At 36.4% G+C, this 15,818-nt stretch carries 14 protein-coding genes; 6 read left to right on the forward strand and 8 right to left on the reverse strand.

The genetic code is table 11. The features are described from left to right. Positions 1 to 118: 118 nt before the first annotated feature. Entirely contained in the window at positions 119 to 1,474 is a 1,356-nt protein-coding gene (gene petH / locus AN486_RS18055) for a ferredoxin--NADP reductase (protein ID WP_290601915.1), read from the reverse strand. Between the two features lie 1,069 nt (positions 1,475 to 2,543). Here petH and AN486_RS18060 point away from each other — a divergent pair. Then, a complete protein-coding gene (locus tag AN486_RS18060; protein WP_053537890.1) occupies positions 2,544 to 3,545 on the forward strand; it encodes a phosphoribulokinase in 1,002 nt (333 codons plus the stop codon). Between the two features lie 1,460 nt (positions 3,546 to 5,005). Here AN486_RS18060 and AN486_RS18065 read toward each other — a convergent pair. The 3 genes from AN486_RS18065 to AN486_RS18075 all read right to left on the reverse strand — a co-directional run bounded on the left by AN486_RS18065 (position 5,006) and on the right by AN486_RS18075 (position 6,385). Beyond that, complete coding sequence (locus AN486_RS18065; RefSeq protein ID WP_053537891.1) at positions 5,006 to 5,401, reverse strand: CU044_2847 family protein; 396 nt, start codon at positions 5,399 to 5,401, stop codon at positions 5,006 to 5,008. A 226-nt stretch (positions 5,402 to 5,627) separates the two neighbouring features. Continuing rightward, positions 5,628 to 5,981, reverse strand: coding sequence for a XisI protein (locus tag AN486_RS18070; protein WP_168635761.1), 354 nt, complete (start codon positions 5,979 to 5,981; stop codon positions 5,628 to 5,630). Beyond that, positions 5,969 to 6,385: a XisH family protein gene (locus tag AN486_RS18075; protein ID WP_053541168.1), complete on the reverse strand. Its 417-nt coding sequence runs from the start codon at positions 6,383 to 6,385 to the stop codon at positions 5,969 to 5,971. Before AN486_RS18075 ends, AN486_RS18070 begins: the two co-directional genes overlap by 13 nt. Positions 6,386 to 6,659: 274 nt before the next feature. Here AN486_RS18075 and AN486_RS18080 point away from each other — a divergent pair, with 274 nt between their 5' ends. Then, complete coding sequence (locus AN486_RS18080) at positions 6,660 to 6,845, forward strand: hypothetical protein (RefSeq protein WP_168635760.1); 186 nt, start codon at positions 6,660 to 6,662, stop codon at positions 6,843 to 6,845. Between the two features lie 31 nt (positions 6,846 to 6,876). Here the strand turns inward: AN486_RS18080 and AN486_RS18085 are convergent, their stop codons facing one another. Together AN486_RS18085 and AN486_RS18090 are read right to left on the reverse strand one after the other, a co-directional pair. Beyond that, the gene (locus tag AN486_RS18085; RefSeq protein ID WP_168635759.1) at positions 6,877 to 9,615 is read right to left on the reverse strand and encodes an AAA-like domain-containing protein; all 2,739 of its coding nucleotides are present in this window, start codon (positions 9,613 to 9,615) and stop codon (positions 6,877 to 6,879) included. Continuing rightward, positions 9,603 to 9,824 carry a type II toxin-antitoxin system HicB family antitoxin gene (locus AN486_RS18090; protein ID WP_168635758.1) on the reverse strand — a complete coding sequence of 74 codons (222 nt, stop codon included), beginning with the start codon at positions 9,822 to 9,824 and terminating at the stop codon, positions 9,603 to 9,605. The genes AN486_RS18085 and AN486_RS18090 overlap by 13 nt, the downstream gene beginning before the upstream one ends. 103 nt (positions 9,825 to 9,927) lie before the next feature. Between AN486_RS18090 and AN486_RS18095 the strand changes: the two genes are divergently transcribed. Further along, on the forward strand, positions 9,928 to 10,074 hold the full coding sequence (locus AN486_RS18095; protein WP_168635757.1) for a hypothetical protein: 147 nt from the start codon (positions 9,928 to 9,930) through the stop codon (positions 10,072 to 10,074). Between the two features lie 86 nt (positions 10,075 to 10,160). Continuing rightward, positions 10,161 to 10,307, forward strand: coding sequence for a hypothetical protein (locus tag AN486_RS18100; protein WP_199924367.1), 147 nt, complete (start codon positions 10,161 to 10,163; stop codon positions 10,305 to 10,307). Between the two features lie 96 nt (positions 10,308 to 10,403). Here AN486_RS18100 and AN486_RS18105 read toward each other — a convergent pair whose 3' ends face one another. Beyond that, positions 10,404 to 12,056 carry an AAA-like domain-containing protein gene (locus AN486_RS18105; RefSeq protein ID WP_168635756.1) on the reverse strand — a complete coding sequence of 551 codons (1,653 nt, stop codon included), beginning with the start codon at positions 12,054 to 12,056 and terminating at the stop codon, positions 10,404 to 10,406. 294 nt (positions 12,057 to 12,350) lie between these two features. Here AN486_RS18105 and metK point away from each other — a divergent pair, with 294 nt between their 5' ends. Then, entirely contained in the window at positions 12,351 to 13,592 is a 1,242-nt protein-coding gene (gene metK / locus AN486_RS18110; protein ID WP_053541169.1) for a methionine adenosyltransferase, read from the forward strand. A 374-nt stretch (positions 13,593 to 13,966) separates the two neighbouring features. Here the strand turns inward: metK and AN486_RS18115 are convergent, their stop codons facing one another. Next, positions 13,967 to 14,425: a pentapeptide repeat-containing protein gene (locus AN486_RS18115; RefSeq protein ID WP_053537895.1), complete on the reverse strand. Its 459-nt coding sequence runs from the start codon at positions 14,423 to 14,425 to the stop codon at positions 13,967 to 13,969. A gap of 354 nt (positions 14,426 to 14,779) precedes the next feature. Between AN486_RS18115 and AN486_RS18120 the strand changes: the two genes are divergently transcribed. Next, positions 14,780 to 15,790, forward strand: coding sequence for an adenosine deaminase (locus AN486_RS18120; RefSeq protein ID WP_290601916.1), 1,011 nt, complete (start codon positions 14,780 to 14,782; stop codon positions 15,788 to 15,790). Positions 15,791 to 15,818: the final 28 nt, after the last annotated feature.

The raw sequence follows: 15,818 nt of genomic DNA on the forward strand, positions 1-15,818 counted from the left end.
ACATGAAATTTACATAAAACAATTGTAGGCAGAGCTATAAGCCCTACCTACTAATTATCTGCTTTTAATTGTCTAATAACCAATGACCAATGACCACTCACCATTGACCAATAACAAATTAGTATGTTTCTACGTGCCAGCGGTGAGCTTTTTTTAGATCCTTTTGGTAATCACTCCAAACTACACCTTCTTTAGCCGCAGCAGCACTTAAAGCAGCATCAATGCCATCTTCCATACCGCGCAAACCGCAGATGTAAGTGTGAGTTTTTTCGTTTTTAATCAACTGCCACAATTCATCAGCGTGTTCTGCAACTCGGTCTTGGATATACATTCTGCCACCTGCGGGGTTATTTTGTTCCCGGCTGATAGCATAGGTAAGACGGAAGTTTTTGGGATATTTCTCTTGCATTGCTTCCAATTCTTCTTTGTAGAGAATATTGGGAGATGTTGGCACACCAAACAACAACCAGGAAAATCCTTGAAATTGATATTCTGGGTTAGCTTTTCTTTCTGCATCCTTAAACATCCGCCACAGGTAAGTCCGCATAGGCGCAATACCTGTACCTGTTGCTAACATGATCACATTAGCTTCAGGATCTTCCGGCAATAACATTTCCTTACCAACAGGACCAGTGATTTTGACATCATCACCTGGTTTAATTTTAGTCAGATAGGTAGAACAAACACCATAAACCGTTTCACCTGTTTCTGGATGCTTATACTCTAACTGACGAACACACAGAGATATTGTTTTATCATCTAGATTATCCCCGTGACGAGTAGAAGCAATGGAGTACAGTCTGAGTTTTTCAGGCTTACCATTCTTATCTACACCAGGAGGAATAATCCCAATACTTTGTCCTTCTAAATACCTCAAGTTGCCAGCAGACAGGTCAAACTTGAGATGTTGAACAATCCCAATTCCACCTTCTTTAACTAATGTTTCATTAGAAATACACTTACCAATAAACGGAGCATTAGGACGGTAAATGTTCACAGGAACATCAGCATGAGCATCTTTTTTGGCTTTTGCTTGAGTCATGGAGTTGCCTTTCTTATCCTTAGCTGGTGTTTTAGCAAAGCCTTTAGCTTCACTAACATTACTTACAGGTGTGGATTTACCATGTTCATCTTTGTTAGCACTTACTTCAGCCGCGACTTCACTGCTAACTTTAATGTCAGCAGTTGCCAATTCAACTTTTTCGTTAACTACTAAGTCAACTTTGCGATTGAGTTGCTGTAAAGCTGTAACAGATTGGATACTAACAATTTTACCGCCCAGGCGAGTGATCCGTCGCATTTCTTGATTCATGCGGTTGTAAGGTACTCTGATGAATACACTGCCACTTCTACGAATTTGGTAGTTGGTTTGATCAGTTTCTTCAACCTGACGCAGACCCACCACTTCGTAAACGAAGACGCGGCTACCTGATTCTATATTGGCAGCACCCTCAACAGCACCTTGATTGTACATTCCTTCTAACACTCCGATATTTACTTAACCGTTTATCAAAAAAAAATCATTCCCATCCTTATGCGAGGTTTAGTTTACCGGATTTTCGGATCACAAAACTAGCCATCTGGGAAAACGACATCATTTATGATGATGCCTTGCTCAGTACACTCGCCCAAGACCAGTAGGCATGGCAAAAAACACACCTGTTCACCTTCTAAATTAGAGGATAAGTCTTTGCGAGAATGTTAATAGTGAATCACTTTAATCTTTTTTTCTCGAACTACATAGTTTTAGGCTTGTTAATCAAATATTCTACTGCATATTGATCCTGCAAAAATCCTGGGTTTGCAAAAAAAGCTTTTTGATTTCTAAAACTACCAGTACCATCTTACCATGACGGTGCAGTAACGGACTTTATTAATAATCAATTTTATATAGGACTCCTATTTGATTTTTAAACAAGACTCAATAGGTATCAATTCTGTCTTTCCTGTTCCCTGTTCCCTTTTCCCTTTTCCCTTTTCCCTGACCACACAAGTAAATTCACAGAATCAAACCGGATTCCTATAGGTACAGTACATTCCAGGTAAATTAAGTACAGTGTTAAAATAATACATGAATTTAGCGTAGTGCGAGTTGAGCCATACGCCACGCTGTACTATCAAATACTCACAAGCTTTCTTCCTTCTTCCTGACTGGTAACAGAGGGACTTGTACTGAGTTTGTCGAAGTCAGCCGAAGTGCTAACTCCTATTTTCTCTCAAATCTAAAAAAATGTATCATCTATGGCAGAATGTTAAACAGATAATTGCTAGGGAACTAGATTCGTTCTTAAGGTAAATCTTGTGAGAGTACACCCCATTCTGTTAAAATTTAGGGCAACACTAAGATTAAATACTTACCAGCCATAAAATTAGGCTAATTAGGACGAGTAACTGCTATAGGCGTACAAGTTATTTGTTGAAATCTGTCATCGTTATGCTGGATAGCCAGAACGTAGGACAATACCGTTGGGGTAAGCTCCTAGATTCAGAATCTGCTGTGAGAAAAATTATTGATTGACACATTTAGTATTTAGAGGGAATTTATGACTAAGCCGGAACGCGTGGTACTAATTGGAGTAGCCGGAGACTCTGGGTGCGGTAAATCTACGTTTTTGCGTCGGTTGATTGATTTATTTGGCGAAGAATTTATGACAGTTATCTGTTTAGATGACTATCATTGCCTAGATCGTAAACAACGTAAAGAAACAGGCATAACTGCACTTGACCCCAGAGCAAATAACTTTGACTTAATGTATGAACAAATTAAGTCTCTTAAAGAAGGTCAGGCGATTCATAAGCCAATTTATAACCATGAAACTGGCATGATTGATCCACCAGAATGGATTGAGCCAAATCATATTATTGTTGTAGAAGGGCTGCATCCCTTGTATGATGAACGAGTAAGAGCGCTTCTAGACTTCAGCGTTTATTTTGATATCAGCGATGAAGTCAAAATTGCTTGGAAAATTCAACGCGATATGGCTGAAAGAGGTCACCGCTATGAAGATGTTCTAGCACAAATCAATTCTCGTAAACCTGATTTTGAAAAATTCATCGAACCACAAAGAGAATTTGCTGACGTGGTTCTGCAAGTATTACCCACAAACTTAATTAAAAACGATACAGAACGTAAAGTTTTACGGGTACGGATGTTACAACGGGAAGGTAAAGAAGGCTTTGAGCCAAGTTACCTGTTTGACGAGGGTTCAACGATTCAGTGGACTCCTTGCGGACGCAAACTGACCTGTTCTTACCCCGGTATGCAGCTTTACTACGGTACTGATGTTTACTATGGTCGTTACGTCTCTGTTTTAGAAGTAGACGGTCAATTTGATAACCTCGATGAAGTAATTTACATCGAAACTCATTTGAGCAAAACATCCACCAAATATCAAGGTGAGATGACTCACTTGTTACTACAACACCGTGAATATCCAGGCTCTAATAATGGTACTGGTTTATTCCAAGTATTGACAGGGTTGAAAATGCGTGATGCTTATGAGCGATTGACAGCTAAAGAAGCAAAATTAGCAGTTCAAGTCTAAAACAGCAGTTTGTGTCAAAGTTCAGGGGGAACAGTTAAATATGTTCCCTCTTTTTTTTGTCTGAATCAGGATGTCCAGGATTTGAGGATTTGCAGGATTGTTATTGGGATATTGTTTGATTGTGGCAGAATTAAGTGAATATTTTGTCTGAATCAGGATGTCCAGGATTTGAGGATTTGCAGGATTGTTATTGGGATATTGTTTGATTGTGGCAGAATTAAGTGAATATTTTGTCTGAATCAGGATGTCCAGGATTTGAGGATTTGCAGGATTGTTATTGGGATATTATTTGATTGTGGCACGTAGGGGCGCAGGGACTGCGCCCTCCATTGTATTTCATTAGAGCGAGAATTGCTGTATTGTTTGATTGTGACAGAATTAAGTGAATATTTTGTCTGAATCAGGATGTCCAGGATTTGAGGATTTACAGGATTGTTATTTGAATATTATTTGATTGTGGCACGTAGGGGCGCAGGGACTGCGCCCTCCATTGTATTTCATTAGAGCGAGAATTGCTGTATTGTTTGATTGTGACAGAATTAAGTGAATATTTTGTCTGAATCAGGATTTCCAGGATTTGAGGATTTACAGGATTGTTATTTGAATATTATTTGATTGTGGCACGTAGGGGCGCAGGGCCTGCGCCCTCCATTGTATTTCATTAGAGCGAGAATTGCTGTATTGTTTGATTGTGACAGAATTAAGTGAATATTTTGTCTGAATCAGGATTTCCAGGATTTGAGGATTTGCAGGATTGTTATTTGAATATTATTTGATTGTGGCACGTAGGGGCGCAGGGCCTGCGCCCTCCATTGTATTTCATTAGAGCGAGAATTGCTGTATTGTTTGATTGTGACAGAATTAAGTGAATATTTTGTCTGAATCAGGATTTCCAGGATTTGAGGATTTACAGGATTGTTATACTCAAAACGGCTAGAACTTGGACTTTTTTATAACCCACATTCCGCACCCTGGGGTGTCACATAGTATTATCACTTGATTTTCTCTTGATTTCTGGATATAAATTATGCCTTGTCGGCATCATGTATCCGTTAATTCATTGAGATTCTGTATATAATACATCCTCATTTCATCATAAAAAACAGTAAAAACCGATTGTGACAGTTGAGGGTGCGGAAGATAGGTTATAATACAACGAATAGGCTCAAAGCCTCTCCCCGTTGCGGGGAGAGGTTTACAAGAGGGGTTTCATATTTGGTTAAACTATAAACCGTTTGCAGTATATTTGAATATTATTTGATTGTGACAGAATTAAGGATTATAAGGATTATGATGATGAGTGAAAAAGAATATTTTGTAAATGCCTAAAATAAACAACATTCTCTAAACACTAGAATACCGAAAATTCCTAGATTAATTCAACAATAACATCCTGTGCATCCTTTAATCGGTGGACATTATCTCGACTTCGCTCGATAACCACCTGATTCTGACAAAATTTATTTCTGATTAAATTTACATTTAACGGTAATTTTGATATTACTGCTGGTTTCTCCTGTGACAATATAAGGGATTCCTGTCATTCCTCCCACATTAACGCCAAATTCTAAAGTAACTTCAGAAACTTCGGCTAAAGCTAAATCTTTGAAGGATTGAATAATATGTTTTGAATAGGATTGAATAGTTTTTTGGAGTTTGTCTCCCTGTTCTTTAATATTCAGTTTTTCATTCAGTTTTTCTAAGCCAAAACTGCGGTCTGCTTGTTCAGGGGTGGGAATTAGAAAATCTAGGTTCTCGTTTTTTGGAGGTTGGGGAATAGATACAGCAATATTTTCTGATGCTTCGATATAGATAATTGTTCCGTCTTCTAGTTGAATCGGCGTTAGTTGTGACATAAAGGTAAATTATCTTTTACAATGTAACCGTCATCTGATGCCACGACCAAAGCGCGACTTAATACTAGGATACAGTTATCATATTACCACTCGTTGCAACAACCGTGAATTTTAATTAACTCGTCACAAAAGCCGTCAGGTGTTTCTCTATACTCAGATATATTTACGCTAACCCAAAAGCGGCGGAAATGCAAAAAGGCTTTTTGAATAACGAATAGTCACCTATTCAAGCAGTAGCAAATTCTGTTAAACTGCGTTTACTGGGATGCTGGAAACCTAAAATAATATCGCTTTGAGGTATTCCTGTTGATAGCAAATCATCAACAACACATAAATTAGTTGCATCTTCTTCTACCCAAACTTTACCGTTTTTGATGCAAAGATAGATGATAATATGCTGTATTTGTTTTTTGTCATCCCAGCCAAATCGAAACCAAATATATTGATCTCTGTTTTCATCAAAAGCTAAACGTTCACTAGCCTCCATTTTGCCATTTTCAACATTTTGAGGATTACTCATTTCGTAATATTCTGTCAATATCTTTTTGATAGCATGACGATATCGTTCTAGTTTATCCATTGTTCAATTTCCTCCTTTTCTGTATTCACAACTATTAATAAAAGTTGATTTTCTTGGATGACTGCTTGTACAGACTTACGTTGAAAAAACTTTTCATACACAACATCATCAATAGCTAAATAAAGTTTATATTCTGGTGCAGTAAGTTGAATAAGTTTCCGATAAACTATGTATTGTCCCAAGGCATTATGAAAATCATACATCTGCGACTTACCCACAAAACTCTTGATTTCTACCACAATTTTCTGTCCCTGACGTTCTGCTGCTATAGGTTTTTCTGCTGCTAGGTCTGCGTAAAGTTCAGCATCTTCATATTTAATAAAGTAAGGGTCATCTGTGATAGTCCAACCGTCTTTTATTAAAGCCGTTTTGACTTCATTATGGTATATATCTTTTGCTGGCATGATGTAACTATTGAGTAAAATTTCATTATGACATCTAATGCCACGACCAAAGCGCGACTCAATACCAGGGTACACTTATCATATTACCACTCGTTGCAATAACCGTGAATTTAAGTTAACTCGTCATAAATGCCGTCAGGTGTTTCTATATCCTTAGATATATTCACTCTAACCCAGAAGCGGCGGAAATGCAAAAAGGCTTTTTGAATAACGGGAAGCTTTCGACTGGGAGATTGTGCTATAATTTGCCAATGATGAAAGTGTTAGAGATTTTATGATAACATTGCAAGAAATTATTAATTCACTGGCCAGTTTATCAAAAGAAGATCAAGATTTTCTATTTGAAATACTCCGCAAAAGAAGAGAAGAGGAAACTAAGCAAGTTATAATTCATTCATTATTGCCTTATGAACCAACCCATAAAGCAGTGAAACCCAACAAAATCAATGATTGTCGCTAATGTGGAATAAATTGGATAAGTTTCCGGTAGACTACTTAACCAAAACTTCTTTAAATTGACCATTTTCAATCTTATACATACAATATGAACTATTAATATTAGATTGATACAAATAGCCATTTTCCTTTGACCAATTTAATCCATAGCCAGAGGTTTTTTCAACAGGGAGTGTCAGAGTTTTCAAATTCTTGAGAATTTCTGATCTTGTCGGTTCATTCGATGATTTATTAATAGCTCCAATGAATGCTTGGGTTGCATCATATCCAGTCATGGTACGCCAATAAATATTTTTTTGTTGCCATCTTTTTATTGCATCTTTCATATATAAAGATGTTTTGTTTACACAAGGTGTGGCCAAACTTGCACCCTCAACAGCATCACCTCCTATATCTAAAGTTGGCTCTTCAAAAACAGACATAGGGAATATTATGTTTAGGTTTTCTATGTTCAGTTTTTTTGTTTTTTTCTGACTCGCTCTTGCAAGAGCTCTTAATATTGAATTTGTTTTTACACCAGGTATTAAAAAAACTGTTTTTATTTGGTTTGATATCATTATATCAATTTCTGCATCAACATTTGGTGGACTTGTTTGTTCCCGATCAAAAACAGAAGTATTATTAATATCAACTTTTCCTCCTAAATCATCAAAAGCTTTTATAAAATCTTCTTGCAAACTTTGACCATAAACACTTTTCTGATCGTAAAAAATTGCTATACTATCTGAATGTAAAGTATTTTTGATATACTTTGCATAAAGTTTGGCTGCTTCTGTTGTAGTTTGAATAACTCGAAAAAATACATCGTCCTTCAATTTGCTGCTAGAACTTGAAGGAGATACTATTGCTAATCTTTTTCGTCTGTAAATAGGTATTGCTACCTCACTACTATCACTTGAATGATGTCCAATAATTCCTAAAATATCTGACTCATTAACTAACTTTTCTGCTACTTTTTTTGATATTTCTGGTTCATTACCATCATTTGCAATAACTATCTCTAGCAATCTGCCATTTTTTCCTCCACTTTTATTAAATTCATCTTGAGCATCAGCTACACCCATAAAAATTTCTTCGGCCGTAAATTTGTAAAAATCAATTCCGGCTACAACTGCTAGTTTTAAAGGTTTTCCTTTCCCTGCTTGACTTGCTAACCTGGCTTTAGTATTATTCAAATATATTTGGGGAATTGGGTCATTACGATTAGCCTCTTTAGCTAAATAAAAAAAATTCTTTGCATTTTCATAATCTCCTTTTTTAAAATATTCGCTTCCCTTATCCAGATGGAAATTTATATCATCAATAAATATTTTCGATTGTTCACCACTAGTTTTAATATTTCTAACACATTTATCACTCCCTTCTATTCTTTCTCCAATAGGACAAAGAGCATATTTATACTGATACCACCTAAATGCACCGATAAGTCCAACTACCACCCCTGTAGCAACACTTGCGAAAACCACAAATATATTCTTAATATTTTTTTTATATTCTAATTTTTGAGAATCATCTAAATACTGTTTATCTAAAGAGCTTAATCTTTTATCTTTTGCCCAAACTGTAGCTTCTTTTAACACCTTACCTTTTAACAGGTGCTTATGCGAATAATCTGATTTTACCCAATCATTGAAAGACTCAGAATAGGGACGTAAAGCAGCTAATTGATTATCAATCCATTGTTGATTAAAAACCTCTCGATAAATGGGATTATAAATTTGTAAGTGATTATTTCTTTTCACCACCAAACCCGACAACTGTAACTTTCCTTCCTCTCCAGTATTCTGACTAACTATTTCTCCCTGTTGATAAATATTTTGATAAATATCTAATAATTCACCTACCATTTGTTCATCAATTAAAATCCGTCTTTCAATGGTGCGTAAATGTTCCGGTTCATCTTTTGCTTGCCAATTTTCAATAATATTAGTTCTAATTAAATTCTCTAACCATTCTTCTTCATTTCTTTCAGATAAATCAGAAGAATTTAAAACTAAATTACAGACTTTTTGAGTTAAAAAAGGTTGTCCCCCAGTCCAATTTAAAATTAATTCTAATAACTTTTCTGGGTGATTAGTTTTAACACTTAATCCCTTTGTTAATGCTTGAGATTCTGCAAAGGTAAAACCTGTTAATTCCACCCCATAGCCAATATTAAAAGGAGTCCGCGTTTTATCTTGAATTAAATCGCTGGGAGTAGCTACTCCTAATAACACAAAACTCAGACGATTATATTCAGTATTATCAACTCGACGATTATAAAAAGAGCGAATTAAAGCGAAAAAATCATCAACATTAAAATCTAAACTGATGATACTATCAATTTCATCTATAAAAATAACAATATTTGATTCAACATATTTTAAAAGAATATCTCGGAGAAAATTACCAAAGAAATTCACCGCAGATAAAGATTCTTGATCATATTTATCCCACCAACTGTCTATATCACATTTTTCATTTAATTCAAAGGTATTAATTAATTCATTAATAATTCCTGCATACCATTGTAAAGGAGTAATATTGGCTGAACCAATATCAGTTAAATCAATAGCAGCACAAGCAAATCCATCTACTTCTTTAAGTCGTTTCATTGTCTGAACTCTTAAAGAAGATTTACCCATTTGTCGGGAGTTTAAAACATAACAAAATTCTCCCTTTTTTATAGCTTGATATAGTTCATTATCGGCTTTTCTGGTGACATAAGTAGGAGCAGAAGCTGGGAGCGAACCACCTACTTGATATTCATAGTTCACTGAGGTTAAGTTTTCCATTTAATTTGTTGAATACCGATAAATTGAGGTAATTGACTTAAATCTTCTTGAGATTCTTCTAAACATAATTCTAAGACTTCTTTTAAATTCTGTTGTAATTCGTCTAAAGTCGATCCTTGAGTATGAACTCCTCGAATAGCGGGAATAATTCCTACATATAATTTGGTATCGGCATCATATTCAATATAAGCGGTGAAAATTTTAGTCATAATCTTAAATTAGGGGGGTTAAAATCCCCGACTTCTTCCTTGATGATGTCAATCAATTATAAACCAATGCCAGAAGTCGAGGATCTACTTTGTTATATTTTAAATGACATCAACTAATCTTGCAAGCGATCGCAGAAATAAAGCCGATACAAATTACATAGCCCGCCTCAGAATGAATTCTGAGTCTAATAGCAAAAGTCGTCTAAAGACGACTGAAGAAAAATTCACAGTCCGTTTCAACGGACTTTAGTTATTAGCCCAGAACTAAAGTTCAGGGCGGTTTATGTTTATAACAAAATAACTCTGGTTAGATTTAGTTAATTGTCATTATTTTAAATGACATCAATTAATCTTGCAAGCGATCGCAGAAATAAAGCCGATACAAATTACATAGCCCGCCTCAGAATGAATTCTGAGTCTAATAGCAAAAGTCGTCTAAAGACGACTGAAGAAAAATTCACAGTCCGTTTCAACGGACTTTAGTTATTAGCCCAGAACTAAAGTTCAGGGCGGTTTATGTTTATAACAAAATAACTCTGGTTAGATTTAGTTAATTGTCATTATTTTAAATGACATCAATTAATCTTGCAAGCGATCGCTAAAATAAAGCCGATATAAATTACACAGGGGAATTACCTTATTACCTTTTGATTCTGCCAATCCCATGCTTTTTAATTTAAAAGCATAAATTGGTTCTAAGGTAACAGCATCATCACTATTAACCAATTTTAACATAGCTGATTTTAGTTGTTTATTTTCTTCTAAAATCAAAAGATGACGATATAAATGGTCTTCATATAATCCTTCTTCAGTGGGAGCAATTGCTAAAAATTGCTTTAAAGTTAAGTCGTTAGTAGCAATATGATATAATGCTGTTCTCACCAAATAAGGATGACCGTCAATCATCCCCATTAATTGATTAATTTCTGTATCTGACCATTGCAATCCATGTCGTTTAACTAAATCCTGAACCTGTGCTAAACTAAACTTATTTAAATCAATTGGTAAACCCACATTAAAAGGAGATTTATTCACATCCAAAGAAATATAAACTTCTTGAGAATGGGAAATAACTAATCTCAGTTTTTGCCAAGTTTCATTATTTTTGCCTTTTTCATGCCATGAACGTAACATAGTGAAAAATTCATCAGCAATTTCACTATATTGAAAGATTCTATCTACTTCATCTAATCCTAGAATTACAGGCTGTTTCAATTCTTTTAAAAGATAGGATTGGAAGTAATTTGTACAATTAGTTTGACTGCTATAACGCTGAGGTTTCCAATATTGATCTATCTTTTCTTCAATCCCTAATTCTAAACTGACATTTGCACAAAAAGACTCTAAAAAACTATCCAGATTTTTAAATAATTCTCGACTCCATAAATTAATAAATCCTGTTTGATAACCTTGCTTTTCTCCTTGATGTAAAATCCTACTCATTAATGAAGTTTTCCCCATTTGTCGAGGTGCTTTAATCCTAATTAATGCCCCAGGTTTTACAATAGCAGTATAACAGTTAGCCTCAATGGGAGGACGTTCAACATAGAAAGGGGAATTTAGAGGAACTTGACCATCTAAATTTTCAAAAGGAATATTAATATCTCTTGGTTGAATAGGTTCAGATTTCGACTCAGGTACACCCTGAATAAAAGCTTTTTTAGTTGTTGAATCTTTTGTCCTCAAAACCGGAGTTAAATGCTCTGGAATATTTTCCATTTCAATAGCATTACATCCTAAATCAAAAGCACTTTTAATTAATTGTCCTGCAAATAAAGTATCGTAAAAACCAATCGCAAATTGTTTAGCAGCTTCATCACCAATTTTTTGATTCATCCCGACGACATAATTAACATAAGGATAAATACCTTCTGCTTGTACATCTGAATAACAAGCATTGAGAAAAACACAATCAATAAAAAATATTTCTTGTAATGCTTTAAACAATTTGGCTAAAGGAGCAACTTTGACTAAAAAGGCTTCTCCATTATCTGCCATTAAAGCTAAACCCTGTTCTCCTCCACCATGTCCTGAGAAATGCACAATATCTGGCTTATGACCTAATAGGGTACGACGAAGTTCTTGAGGACGGACTGCCTCTTCTACAATAATTGTAAATTGTTCACGGTTTTGGGAACGTTCCCAAGCACTTTTAATTTCCCTGACTTCCTCACTTAAACGCAACGGTTTTGTGTTGGTGGGGTTAGCGGTTAAAATAAGAATTTTTTTCATCACCGTCGTTTTATAAAGATATAGTTACCACTACCGTGTATTTGAAGTATTGTATCCTTTATAGTTACCAAAACCGTAACGGTGATCAAATCTCAGGCTATTTAGAACTTCAACAACAAGATCCCCGACTTCTCAAAGAAGTCGGGGATCTGAGTGCCTCTTGTTATACACACAAGCCTTTAGACACTGGGATAAAAGATACTTATTCCAAAAACTGTAAATATTGTTATGATTTCAGAAATTAGTAACTGATGTATCTCATCAGTGAAAACATTCTTTCAGGAGGAAATTCCTTTGTCTCGACGCTATTTATTTACTTCCGAGTCAGTTACAGAAGGTCATCCAGATAAAATTTGTGATCAAATCTCGGATACCATCATTGACGCGCTATTAGCAGAAGACCCTAATAGCCGTGTAGCAGCAGAAGTTGTAGTTAATACTGGTTTGGTGCTAATTACTGGAGAAATTACCACTAAAGCTCATGTCAATTACGTCAATCTTGCCCGTAAAAAAATTGCGGAAATTGGCTATACTGACGCTGGTAACGGCTTTTCTGCGGATAGCGCTAGTGTTCTAATTGCCTTGGATGAACAATCAGCGGATATTGCTCAAGGTGTAAATACTGCTAAAGAAGCCAGAACCGAGGATAGTGAAGAACTATTCGATAAAATCGGCGCTGGTGATCAAGGGATCATGTTTGGTTTTGCTTGTAACGAAACCCCAGAACTGATGCCTTTACCCATCAGTTTAGCACACCGCATTGCCCGAAGATTGGCAGGAGTTCGCAAAGCTGGTATTCTCCCTTATCTGCGTCCTGATGGTAAAACCCAAGTTACCATTGTTTATGAAGATGGCAAACCTGTAGGCATTGACACCATCTTAATTTCTACCCAACATACAGCTACCATTGGGGATATTACCGATGATGCTGGGGTACAGGCTAAGATTAAGGCTGACCTGTGGACAGAAGTAGTAGAACCTATATTTGGTGATATTGCTATCAAACCAAGTGAGGAAACCAAGTTTTTAGTTAACCCCACTGGTAAGTTTGTCATTGGTGGACCCCAAGGAGATTCCGGTTTAACAGGACGGAAAATCATTGTTGATACCTACGGTGGTTATTCTCGACATGGTGGTGGTGCATTCTCCGGTAAAGACCCCACGAAAGTAGATCGTTCTGCGGCTTATGCGGCTCGTTATGCAGCAAAAAATATTGTTGCGGCTGGGTTAGCAGAAAAATGTGAAGTGCAGCTAAGTTACGCCATTGGTGTAGCGCGTCCTGTCAGTATCTTTGTTGATACTTTCGGTACAGGTAAAGTGGATGATGAAATTCTGTTGAACTTAGTCAAAGAAAACTTTGAACTCCGGCCAGCGGGAATTATCCATGTGTTCAATTTACGTAACTTACCAAGTGAAAGAGGCGGACGTTTTTATCAGGACGTTGCAGCTTATGGTCATTTAGGAAGAACGGATTTGGATTTACCCTGGGAACACACTGATAAGGTAGACGTTTTAAAGAAAGCGGCGTTTGCTTAATCAGTTAGTTTAATACCCAGACTTAATTTGAGGTTATAGACAGTTTAAATATCTATAGCCTCTTTTTTTTGGAGTTTCCTAAGAGACTTCCAAGAAATAAATTATCCTAAGAAACGAACCACAGAGGCACAGAGTACACAGAGAGAGAATTTCTGCATCAGTTTTGGGACATTTTTTTATTTGGAAGTCTCTAAGTTAATAGGACTTACGCATTGACAACTTTTACTAAAGATGGATTGCGGTTTTTCGTCTCTTGTAGGGTGCGTCAGACCCGATAATTTAACCACATTAGCCATATTTTTCCATCTGACGCACCCTACGCATAAAACATATCATGTCTAATTTGTATAGTGCGTAAGTCCTAGTTAATCTACTTAATCCCAGTCAGGAAAGTTAGCTCCATCTTCGCCACCAATACCAATCCCTGTGTTATATATGCCAGCATCGGTAATGTTAAGATTGTCCATTGATGCTTGATAGACGTTGGAATCATTAATTGTGGCGCGGGTAAGATTTGCGCCGTTTAAGTTAGCTTTTTTCAAATTGACGTTGGTAACAAAGGCTGATGTTAAGTTAGCACCTGCTAAGTTTGCTCCGGTCAAGTCAGCACCTTCTAAGTTAGCATTTGTAAGGTTAGCACCCTGAAGATTTGCGCCTCGTAAGTCTGCACCAATTAAATGAGTACCACTGAGGTTGAGTCCTGATAGGTTACATTGGACACATTCTCTAGTTGACAAAAGTTTCTGTAAATCTTTTTGGCTGCCAGCTTGAACTGAACTAGCTAGAAACAGGGGAGTTATCAAGGCCATAACGGCTAATAGTTGAAGTTTCATAAAATTTCCCCCTCTCACAATATAGTTATGTCCGTTCTTTGCCTCACGAATTCATTATCTCACTAATTAGCTAAAAAATGTTGATTTAAACTACAAGCTTGATATTTCTTTTTATAAATCAGTAATTGGGAATAAGTAGGTGAACACAATAAAACCAAACTGTGTAAAGAAATGTAAAATCGCCCAAACCCTCTTCACTCTTGCCTCTTGCATGAGTGCCTTTTGCCTTGCCATAACGACAATTTTCAACACCAACCTACTTAGACAATTGGTAAACTGCGTCAATTCGTAAGTCCTAGTTTTTTATAGTGGTTTTTGTTAAGATTGATGAAATTTTTCTGGTGAAATACCACTATGGCTTTATATGCAGAATTACATCGGCATTTAGGTGGTTCCGTTGTCCCTCGTGTCCTATGGCGATATTTCCAGCGTCATAATACTGAGTTGATTTCTCGCTTTGGTGAATATGCAGAGTTTGAAGATTTTTATACTCGTCCTCGTAATACTTTGGATGAATATCTAGAATTGCATACCCTTGTGGAAAGTGTGCAAACGGTGGAGACTTTACCTTACTTTATTTACCGCTTATTACGCGGTGCTTATATTTTTGAGAATTTGGCTTATTTGGAATTACGCTATACTCCCTATTTACGAACTCCTGAACATTTGAGTCAAGAGGAAAGAATTGATAAGATGGCGGAGATTGTAGATGTTGTGGGTAAATCTAGTCATGTACCCGAATATCCCATTGTTACTAGTCAAATTCTTTGTATGCACTCCCGTTTATCTTTTGAGGTAAATAAGGCAATTATTGATTTGGCGGCGCAAAATAGAGAATATGTTTGTGCGATAGATGTGGCTGGTGGCGATCGCTATTATGATGAACGCATGGAAGAATGGATTAGTTTATATAATTATGCCCATTCACTGGGTATTAACACCACAGGGCATCTTTATGAAACTAAGGATGGTTGTTATCCAGAATTGTTACCCTATTTAATGCGAATTGGTCACGGAATCCAAGTTCCGCTTTTGTATCCTGAGTTACTGCCAGAAATTGCCAGAAGAGGACAATGTTTAGAGGTTTGTCCAACAACTTATTTAAAAACAGGGACTTTACAGGATATTCGGCAACTCAAGTTGGTTTTTGACCGATGTTTTGCAGCGGGAGTTGATATCGCTATTTGTACGGATAATGCGGGTTTACATAATGTGCGTCTTCCGTTTGAATATGAAAATCTTTTGACTTACGACATTATCAATTTTCAACAGTTACAAGCTTGTCAAGAGGCAGCTTTCCGTCATGCTTTCGCTTGGCCTCATAGTCAACGTCCAGCATCTTTGTTAACTGGGTTGTTGAGGTAGGTGACAGGTAAGTTGGGGGAGTCGGGGG

This window comes from Anabaena sp. AL93 (assembly GCF_001672085.1).
GTDB lineage: Bacteria > Cyanobacteriota > Cyanobacteriia > Cyanobacteriales > Nostocaceae > Dolichospermum > Dolichospermum heterosporum.

What these genes read in the sequence shown, in the direction of transcription:
- AN486_RS18090 (WP_168635758.1), bottom strand. Translation starts at nt 9,824, where the DNA reads ATGACTAAAATTTTCACCGCTTATATTGAATATGATGCCGATACCAAA.
- petH (WP_290601915.1), bottom strand. Translation starts at nt 1,474, where the DNA reads ATGTACAATCAAGGTGCTGTTGAGGGTGCTGCCAATATAGAATCAGGT.
- AN486_RS18120 (WP_290601916.1), top strand. Translation starts at nt 14,780, where the DNA reads ATGGCTTTATATGCAGAATTACATCGGCATTTAGGTGGTTCCGTTGTC.
- AN486_RS18080 (WP_168635760.1), top strand. Translation starts at nt 6,660, where the DNA reads ATGATAACATTGCAAGAAATTATTAATTCACTGGCCAGTTTATCAAAA.
- AN486_RS18100 (WP_199924367.1), top strand. Translation starts at nt 10,161, where the DNA reads ATGACATCAATTAATCTTGCAAGCGATCGCAGAAATAAAGCCGATACA.
- AN486_RS18060 (WP_053537890.1), top strand. Translation starts at nt 2,544, where the DNA reads ATGACTAAGCCGGAACGCGTGGTACTAATTGGAGTAGCCGGAGACTCT.
- AN486_RS18105 (WP_168635756.1), bottom strand. Translation starts at nt 12,056, where the DNA reads ATGAAAAAAATTCTTATTTTAACCGCTAACCCCACCAACACAAAACCG.
- AN486_RS18075 (WP_053541168.1), bottom strand. Translation starts at nt 6,385, where the DNA reads ATGCCAGCAAAAGATATATACCATAATGAAGTCAAAACGGCTTTAATA.
- AN486_RS18085 (WP_168635759.1), bottom strand. Translation starts at nt 9,615, where the DNA reads ATGGAAAACTTAACCTCAGTGAACTATGAATATCAAGTAGGTGGTTCG.
- AN486_RS18115 (WP_053537895.1), bottom strand. Translation starts at nt 14,425, where the DNA reads ATGAAACTTCAACTATTAGCCGTTATGGCCTTGATAACTCCCCTGTTT.
- AN486_RS18095 (WP_168635757.1), top strand. Translation starts at nt 9,928, where the DNA reads ATGACATCAACTAATCTTGCAAGCGATCGCAGAAATAAAGCCGATACA.
- AN486_RS18065 (WP_053537891.1), bottom strand. Translation starts at nt 5,401, where the DNA reads ATGTCACAACTAACGCCGATTCAACTAGAAGACGGAACAATTATCTAT.
- AN486_RS18070 (WP_168635761.1), bottom strand. Translation starts at nt 5,981, where the DNA reads ATGGATAAACTAGAACGATATCGTCATGCTATCAAAAAGATATTGACA.